At 64.1% G+C, this 16,525-nt stretch carries 14 protein-coding genes and 1 pseudogene; 3 read left to right on the top strand and 12 right to left on the bottom strand.

Annotated features, from left to right (window positions below; all coding sequences use genetic code 11):
* A pseudogene (locus L0U83_RS33530) lies at positions 1-1,155 on the bottom strand (cysteine desulfurase family protein); the annotation flags it as partial.
* Positions 1,156-1,365: 210 nt separating this feature from the next.
* On the bottom strand, positions 1,366-1,629 hold the full coding sequence (locus tag L0U83_RS33525; protein ID WP_233888457.1) for a DUF6723 family protein: 264 nt from the start codon (positions 1,627-1,629) through the stop codon (positions 1,366-1,368).
* A 262-nt stretch (positions 1,630-1,891) separates the two neighbouring features.
* On the opposite strand from L0U83_RS33525, the gene L0U83_RS33520 reads away from it, so the two are divergent.
* Positions 1,892-3,160 carry a multidrug effflux MFS transporter gene (locus tag L0U83_RS33520; protein ID WP_233888456.1) on the top strand — a complete coding sequence of 423 codons (1,269 nt, stop codon included), beginning with the start codon at positions 1,892-1,894 and terminating at the stop codon, positions 3,158-3,160.
* A 16-nt stretch (positions 3,161-3,176) separates the two neighbouring features.
* On the opposite strand, the gene L0U83_RS33515 is transcribed toward L0U83_RS33520, so the two are convergent.
* The 9 genes from L0U83_RS33515 to L0U83_RS33475 all read right to left on the bottom strand — a co-directional run bounded on the left by L0U83_RS33515 (position 3,177) and on the right by L0U83_RS33475 (position 12,478).
* Positions 3,177-4,805, bottom strand: coding sequence for an FGGY-family carbohydrate kinase (locus L0U83_RS33515; RefSeq protein ID WP_233888455.1), 1,629 nt, complete (start codon positions 4,803-4,805; stop codon positions 3,177-3,179).
* Positions 4,806-4,823: 18 nt separating this feature from the next.
* Complete coding sequence (locus L0U83_RS33510) at positions 4,824-5,552, bottom strand: SDR family oxidoreductase (RefSeq protein WP_233888454.1); 729 nt, start codon at positions 5,550-5,552, stop codon at positions 4,824-4,826.
* 34 nt (positions 5,553-5,586) lie between these two features.
* Positions 5,587-6,870, bottom strand: a complete 1,284-nt coding sequence (locus L0U83_RS33505; RefSeq protein WP_233888453.1) for a sugar ABC transporter permease — start codon at positions 6,868-6,870, stop codon at positions 5,587-5,589.
* An 11-nt stretch (positions 6,871-6,881) separates the two neighbouring features.
* Positions 6,882-7,700 carry an ATP-binding cassette domain-containing protein gene (locus L0U83_RS33500; protein WP_233888452.1) on the bottom strand — a complete coding sequence of 273 codons (819 nt, stop codon included), beginning with the start codon at positions 7,698-7,700 and terminating at the stop codon, positions 6,882-6,884.
* A gap of 60 nt (positions 7,701-7,760) precedes the next feature.
* A complete protein-coding gene (locus L0U83_RS33495) occupies positions 7,761-8,819 on the bottom strand; it encodes an ABC transporter substrate-binding protein (RefSeq protein ID WP_233888451.1) in 1,059 nt (352 codons plus the stop codon).
* A 132-nt stretch (positions 8,820-8,951) separates the two neighbouring features.
* Positions 8,952-9,920, bottom strand: coding sequence for an AraC family transcriptional regulator (locus L0U83_RS33490; RefSeq protein WP_233888450.1), 969 nt, complete (start codon positions 9,918-9,920; stop codon positions 8,952-8,954).
* A gap of 582 nt (positions 9,921-10,502) precedes the next feature.
* The gene (locus tag L0U83_RS33485; protein WP_233888449.1) at positions 10,503-10,931 is read right to left on the bottom strand and encodes a YybH family protein; all 429 of its coding nucleotides are present in this window, start codon (positions 10,929-10,931) and stop codon (positions 10,503-10,505) included.
* 115 nt (positions 10,932-11,046) lie between these two features.
* Entirely contained in the window at positions 11,047-11,592 is a 546-nt protein-coding gene (locus tag L0U83_RS33480; protein ID WP_233888448.1) for a DUF8737 domain-containing protein, read from the bottom strand.
* A 49-nt stretch (positions 11,593-11,641) separates the two neighbouring features.
* Positions 11,642-12,478: a DUF8737 domain-containing protein gene (locus L0U83_RS33475; protein WP_233888447.1), complete on the bottom strand. Its 837-nt coding sequence runs from the start codon at positions 12,476-12,478 to the stop codon at positions 11,642-11,644.
* A 123-nt stretch (positions 12,479-12,601) separates the two neighbouring features.
* Here L0U83_RS33475 and L0U83_RS33470 point away from each other — a divergent pair, with 123 nt between their 5' ends.
* A complete protein-coding gene (locus tag L0U83_RS33470; RefSeq protein ID WP_233888446.1) occupies positions 12,602-13,537 on the top strand; it encodes a LysR family transcriptional regulator in 936 nt (311 codons plus the stop codon).
* A gap of 30 nt (positions 13,538-13,567) precedes the next feature.
* On the opposite strand, the gene L0U83_RS33465 is transcribed toward L0U83_RS33470, so the two are convergent.
* Positions 13,568-14,563 carry a Gfo/Idh/MocA family protein gene (locus L0U83_RS33465; protein ID WP_233888445.1) on the bottom strand — a complete coding sequence of 332 codons (996 nt, stop codon included), beginning with the start codon at positions 14,561-14,563 and terminating at the stop codon, positions 13,568-13,570.
* 286 nt (positions 14,564-14,849) lie between these two features.
* Between L0U83_RS33465 and L0U83_RS33460 the strand changes: the two genes are divergently transcribed.
* Positions 14,850-16,499: an alkaline phosphatase family protein gene (locus tag L0U83_RS33460; protein WP_233888444.1), complete on the top strand. Its 1,650-nt coding sequence runs from the start codon at positions 14,850-14,852 to the stop codon at positions 16,497-16,499.
* The last annotated feature ends 26 nt before the right edge of the window (positions 16,500-16,525 follow it).

Genomic DNA, 16,525 nt, shown 5'->3' with positions numbered 1-16,525 from the left:
AGCGGCCGGCAGGCACGGCGCCACCGCGCGGCGAATGCAGTCCACCGCGAAATCGACGTCTTCCGGTTTCGTGAAGCGCCCGAGGCTCAAGCGCACCGTGCGGTTTGCCGCTTCCTCGCTAACCCCGATTGCCGTGAGGACATGCGAAGGCGTACCCGCAGCCGAGTTGCAAGCCGAAGTCGAGGAAATCGCGAGGTCGCCGGTCAGCAGGAACGGGAAGAAGCCCGGCAGATCGATCGTGAGGCTCAGCGTGTGTGGAATACGCTTCGCGCGCGCCGCGTTGAGCGTGACGCCCGGCAACGCGAGCACCTCGGCCAGCAGGCGCCCGCCCAGACGCGCAATGCGTTCGCTGTCCTTTTGCAGCGCCTCGCGCGCAATCACGCACGCCACACCCATGCCGACGATCTGATGCGTGGCCAGCGTGCCCGAGCGCAAGCCGCGCTCGTGGCCGCCACCGTGCATTTGCGGCGCAATGCGCTCGAACGCCTCGCGGCTCACATAGATGGCGCCGATGCCCTTCGGCCCGTACACCTTGTGCGCCGACATCGAGAGAAGGTCGATGCCCATCGCTCTCACGTCGATGGGCGTCTTGCCGAGCGCCTGCGCCGCATCGACGTGCAGCAGTGCGCCCGCGGCATGCACCACGCGCGCAATCGCCGCGACGTCGGTAAGCGTGCCCAGTTCGTTGTTGACCAGCATGAGCGAGACGAGCCCGGTGTCGGCGTTCAGCGCAGCGGCCACGGCCTCGGCCGTGATCTCGCCGTGCGCGTTCGGCGCGAGCCGCGTGACGGCCATGCCGCGCGCTTCGAGGCTCGTCATCGTATCGAGAATGGCCTTGTGCTCAAGCTGGCTCGTGATGAGGTGGCGCTTTTGCGTCGCGCGATCCGCATAGCCCTTGAGCGCGAGATTGTTCGACTCGGTTGCGCCGGAAGTCCAGACGATCTCTTCGGCATCGGCGCCGATGAGCGCCGCCACGTCCTTGCGCGCCTGCTCGACGAGCCGCCGCGCCCGCTGGCCCGCGCCATGCGAGCTTGATGCGGGATTGCCGAAGTCGCCTTCCATGCCCAGACAGCCGAACATCGCCTCGATCACCCGCGGGTCCGCCGGGGTGGTCGCGGCATAGTCAAAGTAACGCAAATCGCCCTTCTCGCTCATCTTCGTTTCTCGCACAACGGAATGTCGAAAATGCTACGCGTCGGACGCTAAAAAATGGTTCCAAAATTAAGCGGATTCTCCAAACGCAGGAGTATCCATTTCTACTCAACAGGCCTCTTGCGAAATGAAATTCTCGATTCATCGGCTCTGGAGCCGTGCGACGGCTGCGGACAGGCAGGACCTGCCCGAAAACCCGCAGGCGATGCCTCATCACCCTTCGGGCGTTGCGATGTCCGCGCGGATCAGTTCGTCGGCAAGCGTGAGGGCCTGTTGCCGCGCCAGCGGACCCGTGGCGCACGGCCCCGGACGCGGGCAGCCGTCGAACGGATAGATGAGCCGCCCGTCGGTCTTGCGGCGAATACGCAGCAATCCGTAGTAGCGGCCCGCCCCGTCGATCTGCTCGCCGCAGAAGACTTCGTAGTCTTCCGCGGTGGTCGGGCGGCGCGTGGCCGGTTTCGGCCTTTTCTCGGGCATGTGGGCACTCCGCGAATATCAAGGGCGAGATATGCGCATTTCCAGCAAACGCCGCGCCCGGCACGCCATTGCCGCCTGGCGGCCGCCCGTTCCCGCTGCGTGCCCGCACGATGGGCGTCGCACGGAAATCAGCGATAACGGGCACAATACGCGCCTACGCCGCCGCGCCGGACACTCTGTTCGAGATTCGAACGCGCTTTTTGAACACGCCGCTCGAACGCGCCCGCGCCGCCGCAACGGAATCCGCCCTTTTCACGCTGTCATGACCCACGATCTGCCCGAACGTCCAGCCATCGCCGCACGCCCGGCGAACTCGCCGCGTTTCCTGCTGTTCCTGATCTGCCTGTTCGCCTCCGCCGGACAGCTCGCCATCGACATCTACGTGCCCGCGCTGCCTGCCATGGCGCGCTACTTCGCGACCTCGCCGCAAGCGATCCAGTCGAGTGTGTCGGTCTATATGGCGGCGTACGCACTCGGCCAGCTGATCTTCGGGCCGATCTCCGACGCCCTGGGACGCAAACGCGTGCTGGCGTTCGGCCTTGTCGTCTACACGATCGGCTGCCTGCTTTCGCTGGCCGCGCCGAATCTGGAAACGTTTGTGCTGGCGCGCTGCCTGCAGGGCTTCGGCATCGCCGCGACCAACCTGCTCGCCAAGGCCATCATCACTGACTCGTTCGTGGGCACCGCGCTCATGCACGCGTTCACCTATATGTCGATCACATGGGGGCTCGCGCCGATCATCGCGCCCGTGATCGGCGCGCACTTGCAGGAGCTGTTCGGCTGGAAGTCGTGCCTCGTGTTCCTGCTCGTCTATTCGCTGGTGATGTGGGCGCTGCTGTGGCGCTTTCGCGAGACCTTGCGGCAACCGGTGCATCTGGAGCCGCGCACGCTCATCGCGAACGCGGGAAAGGTGCTCGCGAGTCCCGTGTTCCAGAGCTGCTTTCTCGCTCAGGGCCTGTGCTACAGCATCTTGCTGGTGTTCAACATCATCGGGCCGTTCATGGTGCAGAACACCTTGCATAAGCCGCCGACGTTCTTCGGCTATCTGGCACTCGGCATCGGCTTGATGTATTTCCTCGGCGGCCTCTCGAACCGGCTGCATGGCCCGCGCCTGCCCCCCCCGGAACAGCGGCTGCGCGTGGGCGCGCGCGTGATGGCGGGCGCGGCGATCGTCATGCTCGTGCTCGCGCTCACGGTGGGCTTGCGCGTGTGGACGCTCGCCACGCCCGTGCTCGTGATGGGTCTGTGCGCGGGCGCGATGTATCCCACGCTGATGGCGAAGGGCAATTCGCTGTTCCCGCATATCGCGGGATTGACGAGCGCGATTCTGGGCTGCGCGCTGCTGCTCGTTTCCTCGGCGATGATGGGCCTGGCCGGCTTCGTGTCCGTGCATGTGCTCACGCCGCTCGCGGTGTTCTTCGTCCTGCTCGCGCTCACCGTCGTTTTGATGGTGACGAAGTTGCTGCGGCACCTCGCGCAAAGTCAGGCTGCGGCCACCGCGCTCGCGCAGCGCAGCGGCGAGGCGGCTTGAGCCGCTACCGCTCTGACTACCTGATCGCGCGCGCCACGTCCTGCAACTGCGTGAAGGCGCGGTAACGCGCCTCGTGCAGCGCCGCGATCTCGCCCGTGGCCGGTGCGTAGACCTTGCTGATCTGCGACATCGCGGCCATCGCCTCGCGGGCGTTCTCATATAAGCCGCCCGCCACGGCGCCCAGCATGGCCGCGCCCAACAAGACGGGCTCGTCTGCATGAGTGGCGAGTACGGGCTTACCCGTTGCGTCCGCAAGCAATTGGCGCACGAGGTCGAGCCGGCCAGCACCGCCGCTGATCACGACCTGCTCGATCGGCGCGCCCGCCTGGGCCTGCACCTCGATGATCTGCCGCAACCCATAGCCGATGCTGCAAATACCGGCGACATAGAGCGCGATGAGGCTCTCCATGTCCGTCTCCATGCCGAGTCCCGCGATGACCGCCCGCGCGTGCGGATCGGCGAACGGCGCGCGGTTGCCGAGGAATTCCGGCACGACGTGCAGCCCCTGATCGTGCGCGAGGCGCACCGCGCCAGAGAGGCCGTCCGAAGCCTGCGCCGCCAGCCCGGCGAGCATCGTCGGCAGCGACTGATTTTCGCTCGCCGCGCGGCTCGCGGCTTCTCTCGCGAGCGGATGCAGCGTGATGAGCCGCTCGATCGCCGCGCCCGCCACCGATTGCCCGCCCTCGTTGAGCCACGCCTCGGGCACCATCGCCGAGTAGTACGGGCCCCACACGCCCGGCACGAACACAGGGTCGCGCGTGGTCGTCATCGTGCATGACGAGGTGCCGAACACATACGCGAGACACGCCTCGGGCTGCCCTTGCGCGCCCACCGTGCCGATGCCGCCCGCGTGCGCGTCGATCACGCCCGTCGCCACCGGCGTGCCCGCGCGCAGGCCGAGCTGCGCGGCGGCCTGCGGCGTGAGCCCGCTGCCGAGCGCCGTGCCAGGCTCGACTATCTTCTGACCGATGCGCGCGAAACCTTCGTCGGCGAGCACGCCAAGACCCACGGTGCGAAAGTAATTCTCGTCCCAGCGCTGCTCGTGCGCGAGATAGGTCCACTTGCAGGTCACGGTGCAGGTGGAACGCGACAGGTCGCCCGTGGCGCGCCACGTGAGAAAGTCGGTCAGGTCGAAGAACTGCCAGGCGGCGGCGAACACCTTGGGCCTGTTTTCCAGCAGCCAAAGCAGCTTGGGCGTTTCCATCTCGGGCGAGATCTTGCCGCCCACGAAACGCAGCACATCGTGGCCCGTGGCGTTGATGCGCTCGGCCTGCGCCACGGCGCGATGGTCCATCCACACGATGATGTCGCGCTCTGCCATTTCAGACGGCCCAACGGGCAGCGGCTGGCCGCCCTCGCCCAGCACGACGAGCGAACAGGTGGCGTCGAAACCGATTCCTGCGATTCGCTCCGGCGAAATCGCCGCCTGTGCCAGCGCGTCCTTGACGGCATGGCACACGGCATTCCATATCTGCGTGCTCGATTGCTCGACGATCGCGCCGCTCTCATGAAACACGGTGATGTCGTGTTTTGCCGACGCCACCATGCGTCCAGCGGAATCGAAAATACCGGCGCGGGCGCTGCCCGTGCCCACATCGACGCCGACGGTATGGCGCGGGCCGCCAGCCTGGTTAATTGAGGTCATGGCTCGTTGACTGTGTATTTACAGATCGACACTGTTAGGCAGGATCACGAGGTCGCGAATGGTGACGTTGCGCGGCCGCGTGAGCATGAATACCACGGAATCGGCGACTTCCTTCGGCTGCATCAGACTGCCCTGGGCGAGCGCTTCGTCCATCTTCGCCTTGGGCCAGTCGTCCAGCAACGCCGTGACCACGGGGCCCGGCAGCACCGCGCCCACGCGCACGCCGTGCTTCGCGACCTGGCGGCGCACGGTGTGCGCGAAGGCCTGCACCGCGAACTTCGACGCCGTGTAAATGGGCTCCCACACCACCGGCACGACGCCCGCCACCGAACTCGTGAAAATGATATCGCCCGTCTTCTGCGCGATCATGTGCGGCAGCACCGCATGCACTGAGCGAAACGCGGCGTTGATGTTCAGGTTGAGCATGCGGTCCCACTCGTCGGGATTGCCGTTCGCCACCTCACCGCCGACATAGGCGCCCGCATTGGCGTGAAAGATGTCGAGCCCGCCCGCGAGTTCAAGAATCCTGGGCAGCATGGCCGCATAGTCCGCAGGGTTGAGCAGATCCATGGCGAGCGGCAGCGCATTGGGCCCCAGCTCCGCGCAACATTTGGCGAGCCGGTCCTGCGCTCGGTCGATCAGCACGACTTTCGCGCCTTCGTCCACGAACGCGCGCGCGCACGCGAAGCCGATGCCGGACGCCGCGCCCGTAATGGCGGCGACCTTTCCCTTGATCGATTCAGACATGGGTGACTTTCTCCTTGAATCAGGTTCCAACGCTTTACGCGCGGCCATGCGAAACGCGCGACTGACGGGCGAGCGAATCGACGATCACCGCAATGGCCAGCACGGCGCCGGTAATCATGAAGCGCAGCGACGACGACAGATTCAGCAGCGTGAGGCCGCTCGCAATCGACTGGATGACGATAATGCCAAGCACTGCCGACCATGCGCTGCCGCGCCCGCCGAACAGGCTCGTGCCGCCGATCACGGCCGCCGCGATGGCGTTGAGGTTCACGTCGCCCGTGCCGGCCTGCTGGCTCGCTGAGGCGAGGCGCGCCGCGGTCAGCACGCCGCCAATCGCGGCGAGGCTTGCGCACAGCACGAAAGCGCTCGTATAGATCGCACCGACCTTGATACCCGCGCGCCGCGCGGCTTCGTGATTGCCACCCACGGCGTGCATCGAACGGCCCCAGCGCGTGCGCGTGAGCGCGTATTGCATGACGACCGCAAGCCCCAGAAAGAGGCCGAACATAAGCGGCACACCACGTCCGCGGTTGAGATAGGCCACGACGATTTCGAGGAACACGGTCAGCGCCACCACGCGCCCAAGCAGGCCTGCGACCGAAGGCGCGGAGAGCCTCGCCGCATGGCGGCGCGTGCGCGTGCGCATGCCGAGCAGCAGGAGCACGATACCGGGCAGCAGCGCAATCACATGCGAGGCGATCGGCGGTATGACCATCAGTTGTCCGAAATTCACCATCGTCGAGCCGTAAGGCAGATTGATCGAACCCGTCGAGCCCAGCACGTAGAGTTGCATGCCGAGAATGGCGAGCAGGCCCGCGAGCGTGGAGACGAAACTTGGCATGCCTATCCAGTTGAGCAGCAGCGCATACAGCGCGCCGATCACCGCGCCCACCGCAATGGCGGCGACGATGGCGATCAGCACCGGCCAGCCGTCGTTGACCCACAGCGTGCCGACGAGCGCCGAAGCGAAGCCGCTCATCGAGCCTACCGAAAGATCGATCTGCCCAAGCATCAGCACGCAGACGATGCCAAGCGAAATCACGCCGACCGTCGAGCAGTCGAACAGCATGTTCACGAGGTTGTCGGCGGAGAGAAACACCGGGTTCAGGCTCGTGAACACCGTCCAGATGATGACGAGCCCCGCGATGACCGGGAGTGAACCCAGATCGCCCGAACGCACGCGATCGACGAATGCCGCAACGCTCTCGCCGATTCCGCTCGCATGCTTCACGCGCACGTCGCTGCGGTCGAGCAACGTGGCGGGCCTGGAGGCGTCCTGGTCTTCAGGCTGCGGAGCGCCATGGATAGTCTTGCTCATGATCGTTCCTTTCATTGGACGTCCTGTTGCGTCTGGCGGCGGCCCGCGCGGCGCGACACCGCGTTTTCCGTCGCGCCGGTGATCGCCGCCACGAGTTCGGCATTGGATGAGTCGGGATAGAAGATCCCGTTGTTGCGTCCGAGGCGCAGCACGACGATGCGGTCCGCGACCGCGCGCACGTCTTCCATGTTGTGGCTGATCATGATGACGGCATGCCCGCGGTCGCGCACGCGCTCGATCAGGTTCAGCACCTCGGCGGTCTGCGCCACGCCGAGCGCGGCGGTCGGCTCGTCGAGCATGATGAGCTTCGGATCGAGCAGCAGCGAGCGCGCGATCGCCACCGTCTGGCGCTGGCCGCCCGAGAGCGAGGCGACCACGTCGCGCACACTGGAAATGCGCGCCGATAGCTCGTTGAGGAGCGTCCAGGCCTTCACTTCCATCGTGACCTCGTCGAGCCGGTAAGGGCTCAACTCGCGGCCGAGGAAGATGTTCGCCACGACGTCGAGGTTCTCGCACAGCGCGAGGTCCTGGAACACCGTCGCGATGCCTAAGTCGAGCGCCGTGCCCGGATCGGACAGGTTCACCGGCTGGCCGCGGAAGGTGATCGTCCCGGCGCTCGGCTGGTGCACGCCCGCGAGAATCTTCACGAGCGTCGATTTGCCCGCGCCGTTGTCGCCAACGAGGGCGACCACCTCGCCCGCATGCACGTCGAGCTCGATGTCCGTGAGGGCCGAAACCGCGCCGAAGTGCTTCGAGATGCCGCGCAGGCTCAGCACCAGCTCGCCGGGCGCGCCGCGTGTCGTGGCGCGGTTCGTGGATTCGTCAGTCATGAAATGGGTACCTCTTCGTTTCTCTCGGGGCCCGGCCCGTGCCGGGCCCAACCACGCGTATCAGCCGCCGATGCCGAGCTTCTTGCAACCATCGGCGTAGCGGCCCGCGCACAGGTCCTTCGCGTTCGCGAAGCCCTTGTCCACGACTTCTGCCTTGATGTTCTTCTGTGTGATGACGGCCGGCTTGAACAATTGCGAGGGCGTCTTGAAGAGCGTCGTCTCGCCCTTCACGGGCTTGCCGTCGAGGAAGCCCACGGCCACCTTCGCCGCCGCGCCCGCCACGATCTCGCTGGGCTTGAGGATCGTGTTGTACTGGTCGCCCGCGATGATGAGTTGCAGGCCTGCGGTTGTCGCGTCGTTACCCGTAACCGGCGGAACCGGGTTCACGCCCGCCGCCTTGAAGGCCGCAATGGTGCCGCCGGCCGTGCCGTCGTTGGCCGCCACGACGCCCACGATCTGCGGCCCGAAGCGCGTGATCTGCCCGCTCACCCACTGCTGCGCCTTGGGCGGCGCCCACTCGGGCGTGTCGTACTCGGAGAGCGTCTTGTATCCGCTGCCCTGCAGCCCTTCGTGAATGCCCTTCTTGATGAGCCCGGCGGCGGCGTCGGTCGGCGAGCCGTTCACTTCGAGCACGCCGCCCTTGCTCCCGGCAACGCCCGACTCCTTCAGGTGCGCAACGAGCGACTGCGCGATCGACTTGCCGATTTCCTCGTTGTCGAACGAGACGTAATAATCGGCGGGCGTGGAAGGCACGGGCCGGTCATACGCGATGACCTTGATGCCCTGGCTCTGCGCCATATGCACGAGCGAAGCGGCAGCGGTGGAATCCACCGGGTCGAGCACGATGACCTTCGCACCCTGCGCGATCACCGAGTTGAACTGTTGCTGCTGCTGCGAGGCATCGGCATTCGCATTCTGGTAGAGCACCTTGCAGTCCGGGCAGAGCTTGCCCATTTCGGCCTTGAAGCCGGGGAAGTCGTGCTGCTCGTAGCGCGTGGAGGCCTGGTCGGGCATCAGGAACGCGACCGTGCCGGAAGGTGCGGCATAGGCGGACGTGATGCCCGCGAGGGCGAGACTGAGTGCGGTGGCGCCGATCAGTTGGGTGTGAAGTCGGGTCATTGGGTGTCTCCGTTTTTTGGTTGAATGCCTGGTGGGTTGCCGGTGTTGCCGTGCTGCCTTGTGAAAGTGTGAGTTCGTCCTCCGCAGTACCCGGTATGAGCACTGCGTTTGAATCCTTTATGGAACGATCCGCTAGCCGATCGCTGGCACGCCGTACACGGCTTCGCTCTTGCTGGCCGCGCTCGCGGCATTGAGCCGCTGATACGATCGCCAGCGAGAAGGCGACATTTCCTTGAGCAGCAGGAACTGGCGGTTGAAATTCGAGAGGTTGTTGAAACCCACCTGATAGCAGATGTCCGTGATATTCAGTTCACCTGACATCAACAGCTGGCACGCCAGATTGATACGCAGCTGGTTTACGTAGCGCACGAACGACACACCCGTATGGCGGCGGAAGTAGCGCGAAAACGCGCTCACGCTCTGCCCGGCCAGTTCCGCCAGCTCCGTTTCGCGCAGTTCCTGCGAGAGGTTCTTGCCGATGAAGGCGAGCACGTGATTGATGCGCGTGCCTGCATAGCGGGCAGGATCGGCGCGATACGCCTCGCTCGCGAGCGCCGCAGGTTCGTCGCTTTGCACGAGCAGGTCGAGCAAGTCGATAAAGAGTGTGACGCGCCGCATGCCTTGCGCACCCAGCATCTCACGCAGGATCGGCTCGGCGGCCCCGCCTGTTTCCGGCGTGAACAAGAGGCCCCAGCGCGACGCGTCGAGCAGTGGCTCCACACGCCGGAATTCGGGAAACGCCTCGATCGCGCGTGCGATGAAATCCGCATCGAACTGAAGAACGAGGCAGCGTTCGTCCACCGGTTCATCGTGTGGCACGCTGCTCACCCAGTTGTGCGGCAGGTTCGGGCCGATCATCACGAGATTGCCGGGCGCGAAGCTGCCAATGAAATCGCCCACGAAATACTTGCCGGTGGTCGCTGTGATGAGGTGGATTTCGTACTCCGGATGGAAGTGCCAGCGCACCGTCCGATAGGGATAGCCGTGCGACCAGACCTTGAACGACTCGTCGCGCGGCACGGCGACCAGTTCGAGGTCAGGCTGGGAATGTGTGGCGCGGGACGCGTCCATACGCGCCGTGGCTGCCCCAATGGTTTGCATCTCGACTCCTCCTGCACGGGTTTTTTCTTGTTCTGCGACGGCGCTTCGCGCATACGCTGGACCTGACTCGACTGCCGCGCCGCCATAACTGAAAATTAACCGGCGCGGCACGCATTCACCACTGAAAATCAGACCGCAGACTGATACTTTCTTGCATTCGGGTTAGTCCTGGGCGCATTCCTGAGTGCCGGAAGTCAACTTTTGTGCACAGCAACAGCGCTCGTGGGCGAGATCCGAAACACGTAAATCGCCGAGAAACGGCAATTGTTGCCGCCGCTCGCTAGCCGCGAAGCCAAATAGCGGTCAAGGCGGCCGAAGCCGGCCACACCAAGGGCACCCGGGATGCGCATGCAGGGAAAGTCCCAATGCGAAATCGTCCTGTGACATCGGAAACGGAAATTGTCGGGACTAACTTGATCGCTCAAGCGCGCCATTTCGGCGTGAGCGAGACGGAGGGATGTTCGTTGCGCGGGCAACAGGTGCCTCGGAACGCAAAAAAATAGCAGGATGAGGGGCCACTGCGGCCCTTCATGTTCCGCGTGAAATGCCCGAGCGCGTGCCGGGCATTTTTCTTTTCAGCGACTAACGTTTGAAAATGACCTTCGTCGTAGCAGGATCGATCGGCGATGAAGAATGTTGGTGGAAGATCTTCCAGCCCTCGCCCGTTTGCCTGAGCGTTGCGGTAATGCGATTGTCCATCGAGCGCAATTCCTCGCCGTCCACCGTCACCGCTTTGTACGTCACGAAGGCGTGCAGAACAGCGAGGTCCTGCGCGATGGCAGTCTGCGCCTCGCTGAAATCGACGACCACGCGCTCGGCGCCCAGCGATCCGAACCAGCCCTCCACCATGTTGCGCCAGGACGCGATGCCCTCGTACGTCCAGACGCCCCACATGTCGAAGGCCACCAGGTCCGGGGCGTATAGCGCGACGAACGCGTCGACGTCTTTCGCGCATACCGCGGCTTTATAGTCATGCAGGACCTGCAGGATCGGATCGGCGGCTTTGTCCACTGTGTTTTCTCCTGAACCAGGTTGCGTTGGCGGGTTGAGCGGCTGCCTATTAAAGCAACGTCGCCCGGCCTCTGTCCAGTGAAATTGCCCCAATGCCTTTCAGGTGAACGAAGGTTTAGCGGGCGCTGCGTCGAAACAATTCATCGCTCGCGGCATGATCCCTACGCGCGGCAACCTTGCGCTGCGCGCGCAGCAACAGATAAAAGGCTGCGCCATGCGTAATCGCCAGGAGCGGCACATAGATCACAGGAATCGCGTACGTCGCGCCCAGTTCTCCCGCATGCACGGGAACGCCGGCCTGGATGGCGTGGTAGTAGGCAAGAACCAGGTCCGTCGCGCCGACGAGATTGAACGCCACGACGAAGAACCAGAAGACCGGTCGCTTTCTTGCCGTCAGCAGCGCCAGCATGGCCAGCACGCCAGTGGCGAGGTCGCCATAGGCCGTCGGCACGCCGAAACTCGCAGGCAAATCGGGACTCACGACGCCCGGCAGCACGAAGACCAGACCGAAGAAGCGGAAGCTGTGCAACGTGGCGATCGCGCGTTGCGCGTCGAATGGGTCCATCGACTTGAGCCTGGGCCAGATGTACACGGTGAAACAAAGAAGCCACGCGACGTACCCTAGAACGAGATGCAAACGGAAGATCGATTCCTGTGACATGCTGCCTCCTGCAAGGTGTTTTCCGATGGGTGGATGCAATGATGGGAGTTCACCCGGCGCGACGCCGGAACAATTGGCGCAGCGACAGCGCGTGCAGCAGGATCGAACTGGGCACGACGAACGCGGGCGTCAGCACATAGGGATAGGTGCCCGCGTTGAGGCTCGCCATATCCGGGGCGATCAACTGGAATCGGCCAGGCGCCGTGATGATCCCCAAAGTCACGGCGACGGCGAAATCGGCGAGCCCGAAAATGTTCCACGCGATGGCCGCCTTGCGCCCCCGCGCCGTGCCGCTCGCCACCGCGATGGCCGCCGGAACGGCAAACAGGCCGGTCAGCAAGTCCCCGGTTCCCGCCGGCAACGCGTCGACGCCGGCCATCGCGCCGTGCAGCCACGCCGCAATCGCCCAACTGCCAAACACGCGGTAGAACTGCAGCGCGATGAGCCAGGCTGCCGGCATCGCGTCGAGCACTTGCCCTACCCGCCTCGACAGCAGCAATAGCGGCGCACCGGCGATCACGGGAAGGAAAATCGCCAACGGCAGCAATGGCAACGGCGGCGGCAAGGCGCTCAGTCGAAAAGCGCCGTGGATCGCCGCGCTCCAGATGACTGCAAACCAAAGCGAGTGGGGAACGAGAATCGCAAGCCAGGTCGCGCGGCGCTGGCCTGGCGTCAGGTCCGTGCGTTCGAGGCCGAGCCACAAACCGACCGCCATGAAAAGCTGCGCAACAAGCTGGTGCGCCGTGGTTTGAAAGCCGCTACCTGGGATCGCCGGCAGCCAGTAAATCACCGCTATCCACAGGAGCGTGAGCGGCGTGATCCAGCGCAGACTGCGCCAGGCCGGGCGCGGCGGGATAATGCCAAAGGGAACGGCGGGCGTGCTCATCAACGGTTCTCCTTGCGGTCGATCCAGCCGGTCGCGCGGCGCGGTTCGCGCGCGCCATCGGCTGGCACGTTAGGTGTACCATCGTTTCCCGCGAGCGACTATTCATCACAATGTTGATGCGCCATGAAGCAGAACTTCACAGTCCGGCAGGGTGCGCTCGATGGCGTGGAAGCGTTCCTGAGCGTCGCCAGGCATCGTAGTTTTCGCAAGGCAGCGGCAGACCTCGGGGTGACGCCCTCTGCCATCAGTCAGGCGGTGCGTGTGCTCGAAGAGCGCATTGGCGCGGCGCTATTCGTGCGCACCACGCGCAGCGTCGGGCTGACCGAAGCCGGCGAGCGTTTTCTTTCACGCGCCAAGCCCGCCTTCGAGGAACTGGTTGCCGCAAGCGAAGTGGCGCGCGAACTCGGTCAGCGCCCCACGGGTTTATTGCGGCTTTCCGTGCCGCGCGCGGTCGTCCCGCTGCTGCTGGAACCGCTGCTCGCTTCGTTCTGCCAGGCTTATCCCGAGGTTGAGGTGGAAATCGCCGTGAGCAAGGAAGTGGTCGATCTCGCGGCGGAAGGCTTCGACGCCGGTATCCGGCTAGGCCAGCTCGTTGCCGCCGACATGGTGGCCGTGCCGTTGACGCCGCCGTTTCGCCTTGTTGTCGTCGGCAGTCCTTCCTATTTCTCCGGGAACAAACGGCCCCGTCACACGGATGATTTGCGCCAGCATGCCTGCTTGCGCTGGCGCCGCTCCAACGGCGCACTCGCGTCGTGGTCATTCGACGACAACGGCCACGCGCTGGAGATCGCCGTATCCGGACCGCTGATCGCCAGCGATTTTCCGACCATGATGGGTGCGGCGCTGGAAGGCATAGGCCTCGCCCAGCTACCCGAGCCGATGGTTTCCGACGCAGTGAAAGCAGGAAAACTCGTGCGCGTGCTCGACGCCTACGCGCCGATGCTGCCGGGCGTCTTCCTCTGCTATCCCAGCCGCAGGCAGATCATGCCAAAGCTGCGCGCATTCATCGATCATGTGAAGAGCCGCAAGACGGGCGTGGATCAGACCAGGGGCCGTTGAACCGTTGAACCCGCCCGCGGCGCTTCAATGTCACGCAATGCTCTCCCACGCGCCCGATCGGGCCGAGCGGAACACGGCGTCGATCACCCGCATGTTCGCGCGGGCATCTTCCAGTGGAATGGCCTGGGGCGTTCCGCTCAATATCGCCTCGGCGAAAACCGCCGCTGCCACGCCGTATTGATCGCACACCGGCAGTTCCAGCCAGCGATCCGCTTCCCCTTGCTTGCTCACCAGGAGACGCGTCGGACGGTCATTCGGCGCATTGAATGGAATCTCGACTTCTATTCGCCCCGTGGTGCCGTGAAACTGCATGCGCTGGTAAGGATGAACCTGGGTGGAGTAAAAGAAGCTCGCCTGCACACCGTCGAAATCCATCAGCACGGAGCCAAGGCGGTCCACCTCGAACGAGGGGTCGCGCTCCATCAGCGAAACCACGCGTTTCGGCTCACGTCCGAGAATGAGGCGCGACGTCGTGATGGGATAGCAGCCGATATCCAGCAGGCCGCCGCCGCCCAGTTCGCTCTGGTTGCGGATGTCGTGTGCATTGGTGTTGTAGTAAGTAAAGCCGCCGGTCACCGCGCGCAATTCGCCTATGGCGCCCTCTTCGATCAGCGCCCGCACCTTGAGCCACTGCGGATGCGTGCGAACCATGAAGGCTTCCTGGATATACCGGCCGCTCTTGTCGCGCGCGGCGATCAAACGTTCGGCTTGTTGCGCGTCGAGCCCGATCGGCTTTTCGCATAGCACATGCTTGCCCGCCTCGACAGACTTGATCGTCCACTCGACGTGAAGGTGATTGGGCAACGGGATATACACCGCATCGATTTCAGGATCTGCCAGCAGGGCCTCGTAACTGTCGTACGCGTGCGCGAGACCATATTTCGCCGCGGCAGCCTGAGCCTTTTGAGCTGAACGCGAAGCAATCGCTTTTACGCGGCACTTCGGCGCGTGGTGCATGGGCACGACGACCTTGTCGTTGATCTTCGACGTACCCAGAATGCCCCAGACGATTTCATCCTTTGCCATGACGTTCCCTTTGGATTCGATTGTGTGATGCCTGCAATGGACTGAATACCACTCACTATTAGCGAGAACTGCAAACGAGTACTGCAGCGCGCTCGATTGCGGGAGTTTACACCCGCGAAAACCCTCACCTTTTCACTTGCCTTGGGCGCGCGTAACAACTGACTACAACTGACGGCAAGTTGAAAGCGCAACGTCACGAGAGATTCGCGTTCCACCCCCACATTGCTCGGGCTGTGCGCAAGTCCCTCGCAGTTCCCCACAATGCAATAGAAAAACGAGGTGAAATATGGAGAATACGACCCGGTGGTCGCGATTAGGCGCAGTCGTTGGAGCGGGCGCCATGGCGCTCGCAGGTATGCAATCAACGGCTTATGCAGACGACATGAAGGACGTGAAGCACGTCCTGCTCATCAGTTTCGACGGTCTGCACGAACAGGACGTGGCTCGTTGCATTGGCAGCAATGCCTGCCCCAACCTCGCGCTGCTCGCGAAGTCGGGCGTGACCTACACGAACGCACACACGCCGCATCTGTCCGACTCGTTCCCGGGCCTCACGGCGCTGGTGACGGGCGGCTCGCCGAAGAGCGCAGGTCTCTTCTATGACGTGTCATATGACCGTACGCTCTACGCGCCGCTCGATTCGCACTGCAAGGGCCCGCAAGGCTGGAACGTCGTGTTCGACGAAACGACCGGGATCGACGGGGAAAACGGCGGCGCGCTGGTCCACCTCGACGGCGGCGGCGCTTTCAATCCGCAAGCCATTCCCTACGCGAAGGTCAATGGCGTTTGCACGCCGGTGTACCCGCACAACTACATCAAGACGAATACGGTCTTCGAAGTCATCAAAGAGAACATCCACGGCTCGCGCACCGCGTGGGCGGACAAGCATGCGTGGGGCTACGACTGGGTCAACGGGCCTTCGGGCAAGGGCGTGGACGATCTGGCGCGCACCGAGATCAATTCGATCGACCCGAAGACGGGCACGTATTATCTGGACACCTACACGCATACCGAAGTCTTCGACAACATCCACGTGCAGGCGCTGATCAACGAAATCGATGGCCTCGATTCGACGGGCAAGACGAGCGCGCCGGTGCCCACGATGTTCGGTACGAACTTCCAGACGCTCAGCGTCGCGCAGAAGTCGCCAGTCGCAGACAAGGGCGGGTATCTCGACGCCGACTTCACGCCGGGCCCGCAGGTCGCCGCCGCGATCACGTACCTGGACAACTCGCTTGGCCGCGTCGTGGAGGAGTTGAAGGAGCGCAACCTCTACAAATCGACGCTGATCATCGTGACGGCCAAGCACGGCCAGTCGCCGACCGATCACTCGAAGCTCGTGAAGAACGGCGACACGCTCACGAAGCTGCTCGAGGCCAACAACTATCTCGACAAGAACGGCAACTTCGGCCAGAACAGCACGAAGTCGGGCAACCTGAACGACGGCACGGGCCTTCCGGGCACTGGCATGGTGCAGACCGACGACGTGGGTCTGATCTGGCTGCGCGATCAGAGCCAGAAGGACGCCGTGGTGAAGACGCTGCAGGCCAATCTGAGCTGTAACGCGTCGGGCATCTGCGCCGACGGCCCGCAAGCGTACATCCTCACGGGCGACCGTCTCGCCGACTGGTTCGGCAATCCGTCGAACGGGCGCACGCCGGACATCATCGTGCAGCCGAACCCGGGCGTGATCTACACGTCGAGCACGGCCAAGGATGAAGAGCACGGCGGCAACGCGCCCGACGACAGCCATCTGGGTCTCGTGGTGTCGTTCCCCGGCATTGACCACGCCGGCCGCACGGACGACCACTACGTCTTCACGACCCAGGTCGCGCCGACGATCCTGAGCGCGCTCGACGTGGACCCGCATCTGCTGCATGCGGTTCAGCTCGAGGGCACGCGCCGCCTGCCGGGCCTCGGGCTCGACGAGAAGTAAGAAGTAGCGGCTGGCTGCGGCAGTCA

This window comes from Paraburkholderia flagellata (assembly GCF_021390645.1).
GTDB lineage: Bacteria > Pseudomonadota > Gammaproteobacteria > Burkholderiales > Burkholderiaceae > Paraburkholderia > Paraburkholderia flagellata.
This window is presented reverse-complemented; position numbering and strand designations above follow the sequence as displayed.

Bases quoted from the DNA above. Each gene is read 5' to 3' on its own strand.
- L0U83_RS33525 (WP_233888457.1), bottom strand. From the start codon at position 1,629: ATGCCCGAGAAAAGGCCGAAACCGGCCACGCGCCGCCCGACCACCGCG.
- L0U83_RS33520 (WP_233888456.1), top strand. From the start codon at position 1,892: ATGACCCACGATCTGCCCGAACGTCCAGCCATCGCCGCACGCCCGGCG.
- L0U83_RS33515 (WP_233888455.1), bottom strand. From the start codon at position 4,805: ATGACCTCAATTAACCAGGCTGGCGGCCCGCGCCATACCGTCGGCGTC.
- L0U83_RS33510 (WP_233888454.1), bottom strand. From the start codon at position 5,552: ATGTCTGAATCGATCAAGGGAAAGGTCGCCGCCATTACGGGCGCGGCG.
- L0U83_RS33505 (WP_233888453.1), bottom strand. From the start codon at position 6,870: ATGAGCAAGACTATCCATGGCGCTCCGCAGCCTGAAGACCAGGACGCC.
- L0U83_RS33500 (WP_233888452.1), bottom strand. From the start codon at position 7,700: ATGACTGACGAATCCACGAACCGCGCCACGACACGCGGCGCGCCCGGC.
- L0U83_RS33495 (WP_233888451.1), bottom strand. From the start codon at position 8,819: ATGACCCGACTTCACACCCAACTGATCGGCGCCACCGCACTCAGTCTC.
- L0U83_RS33490 (WP_233888450.1), bottom strand. From the start codon at position 9,920: ATGCAAACCATTGGGGCAGCCACGGCGCGTATGGACGCGTCCCGCGCC.
- L0U83_RS33480 (WP_233888448.1), bottom strand. From the start codon at position 11,592: ATGTCACAGGAATCGATCTTCCGTTTGCATCTCGTTCTAGGGTACGTC.
- L0U83_RS33475 (WP_233888447.1), bottom strand. From the start codon at position 12,478: ATGAGCACGCCCGCCGTTCCCTTTGGCATTATCCCGCCGCGCCCGGCC.
- L0U83_RS33470 (WP_233888446.1), top strand. From the start codon at position 12,602: ATGAAGCAGAACTTCACAGTCCGGCAGGGTGCGCTCGATGGCGTGGAA.
- L0U83_RS33465 (WP_233888445.1), bottom strand. From the start codon at position 14,563: ATGGCAAAGGATGAAATCGTCTGGGGCATTCTGGGTACGTCGAAGATC.
- L0U83_RS33460 (WP_233888444.1), top strand. From the start codon at position 14,850: ATGGAGAATACGACCCGGTGGTCGCGATTAGGCGCAGTCGTTGGAGCG.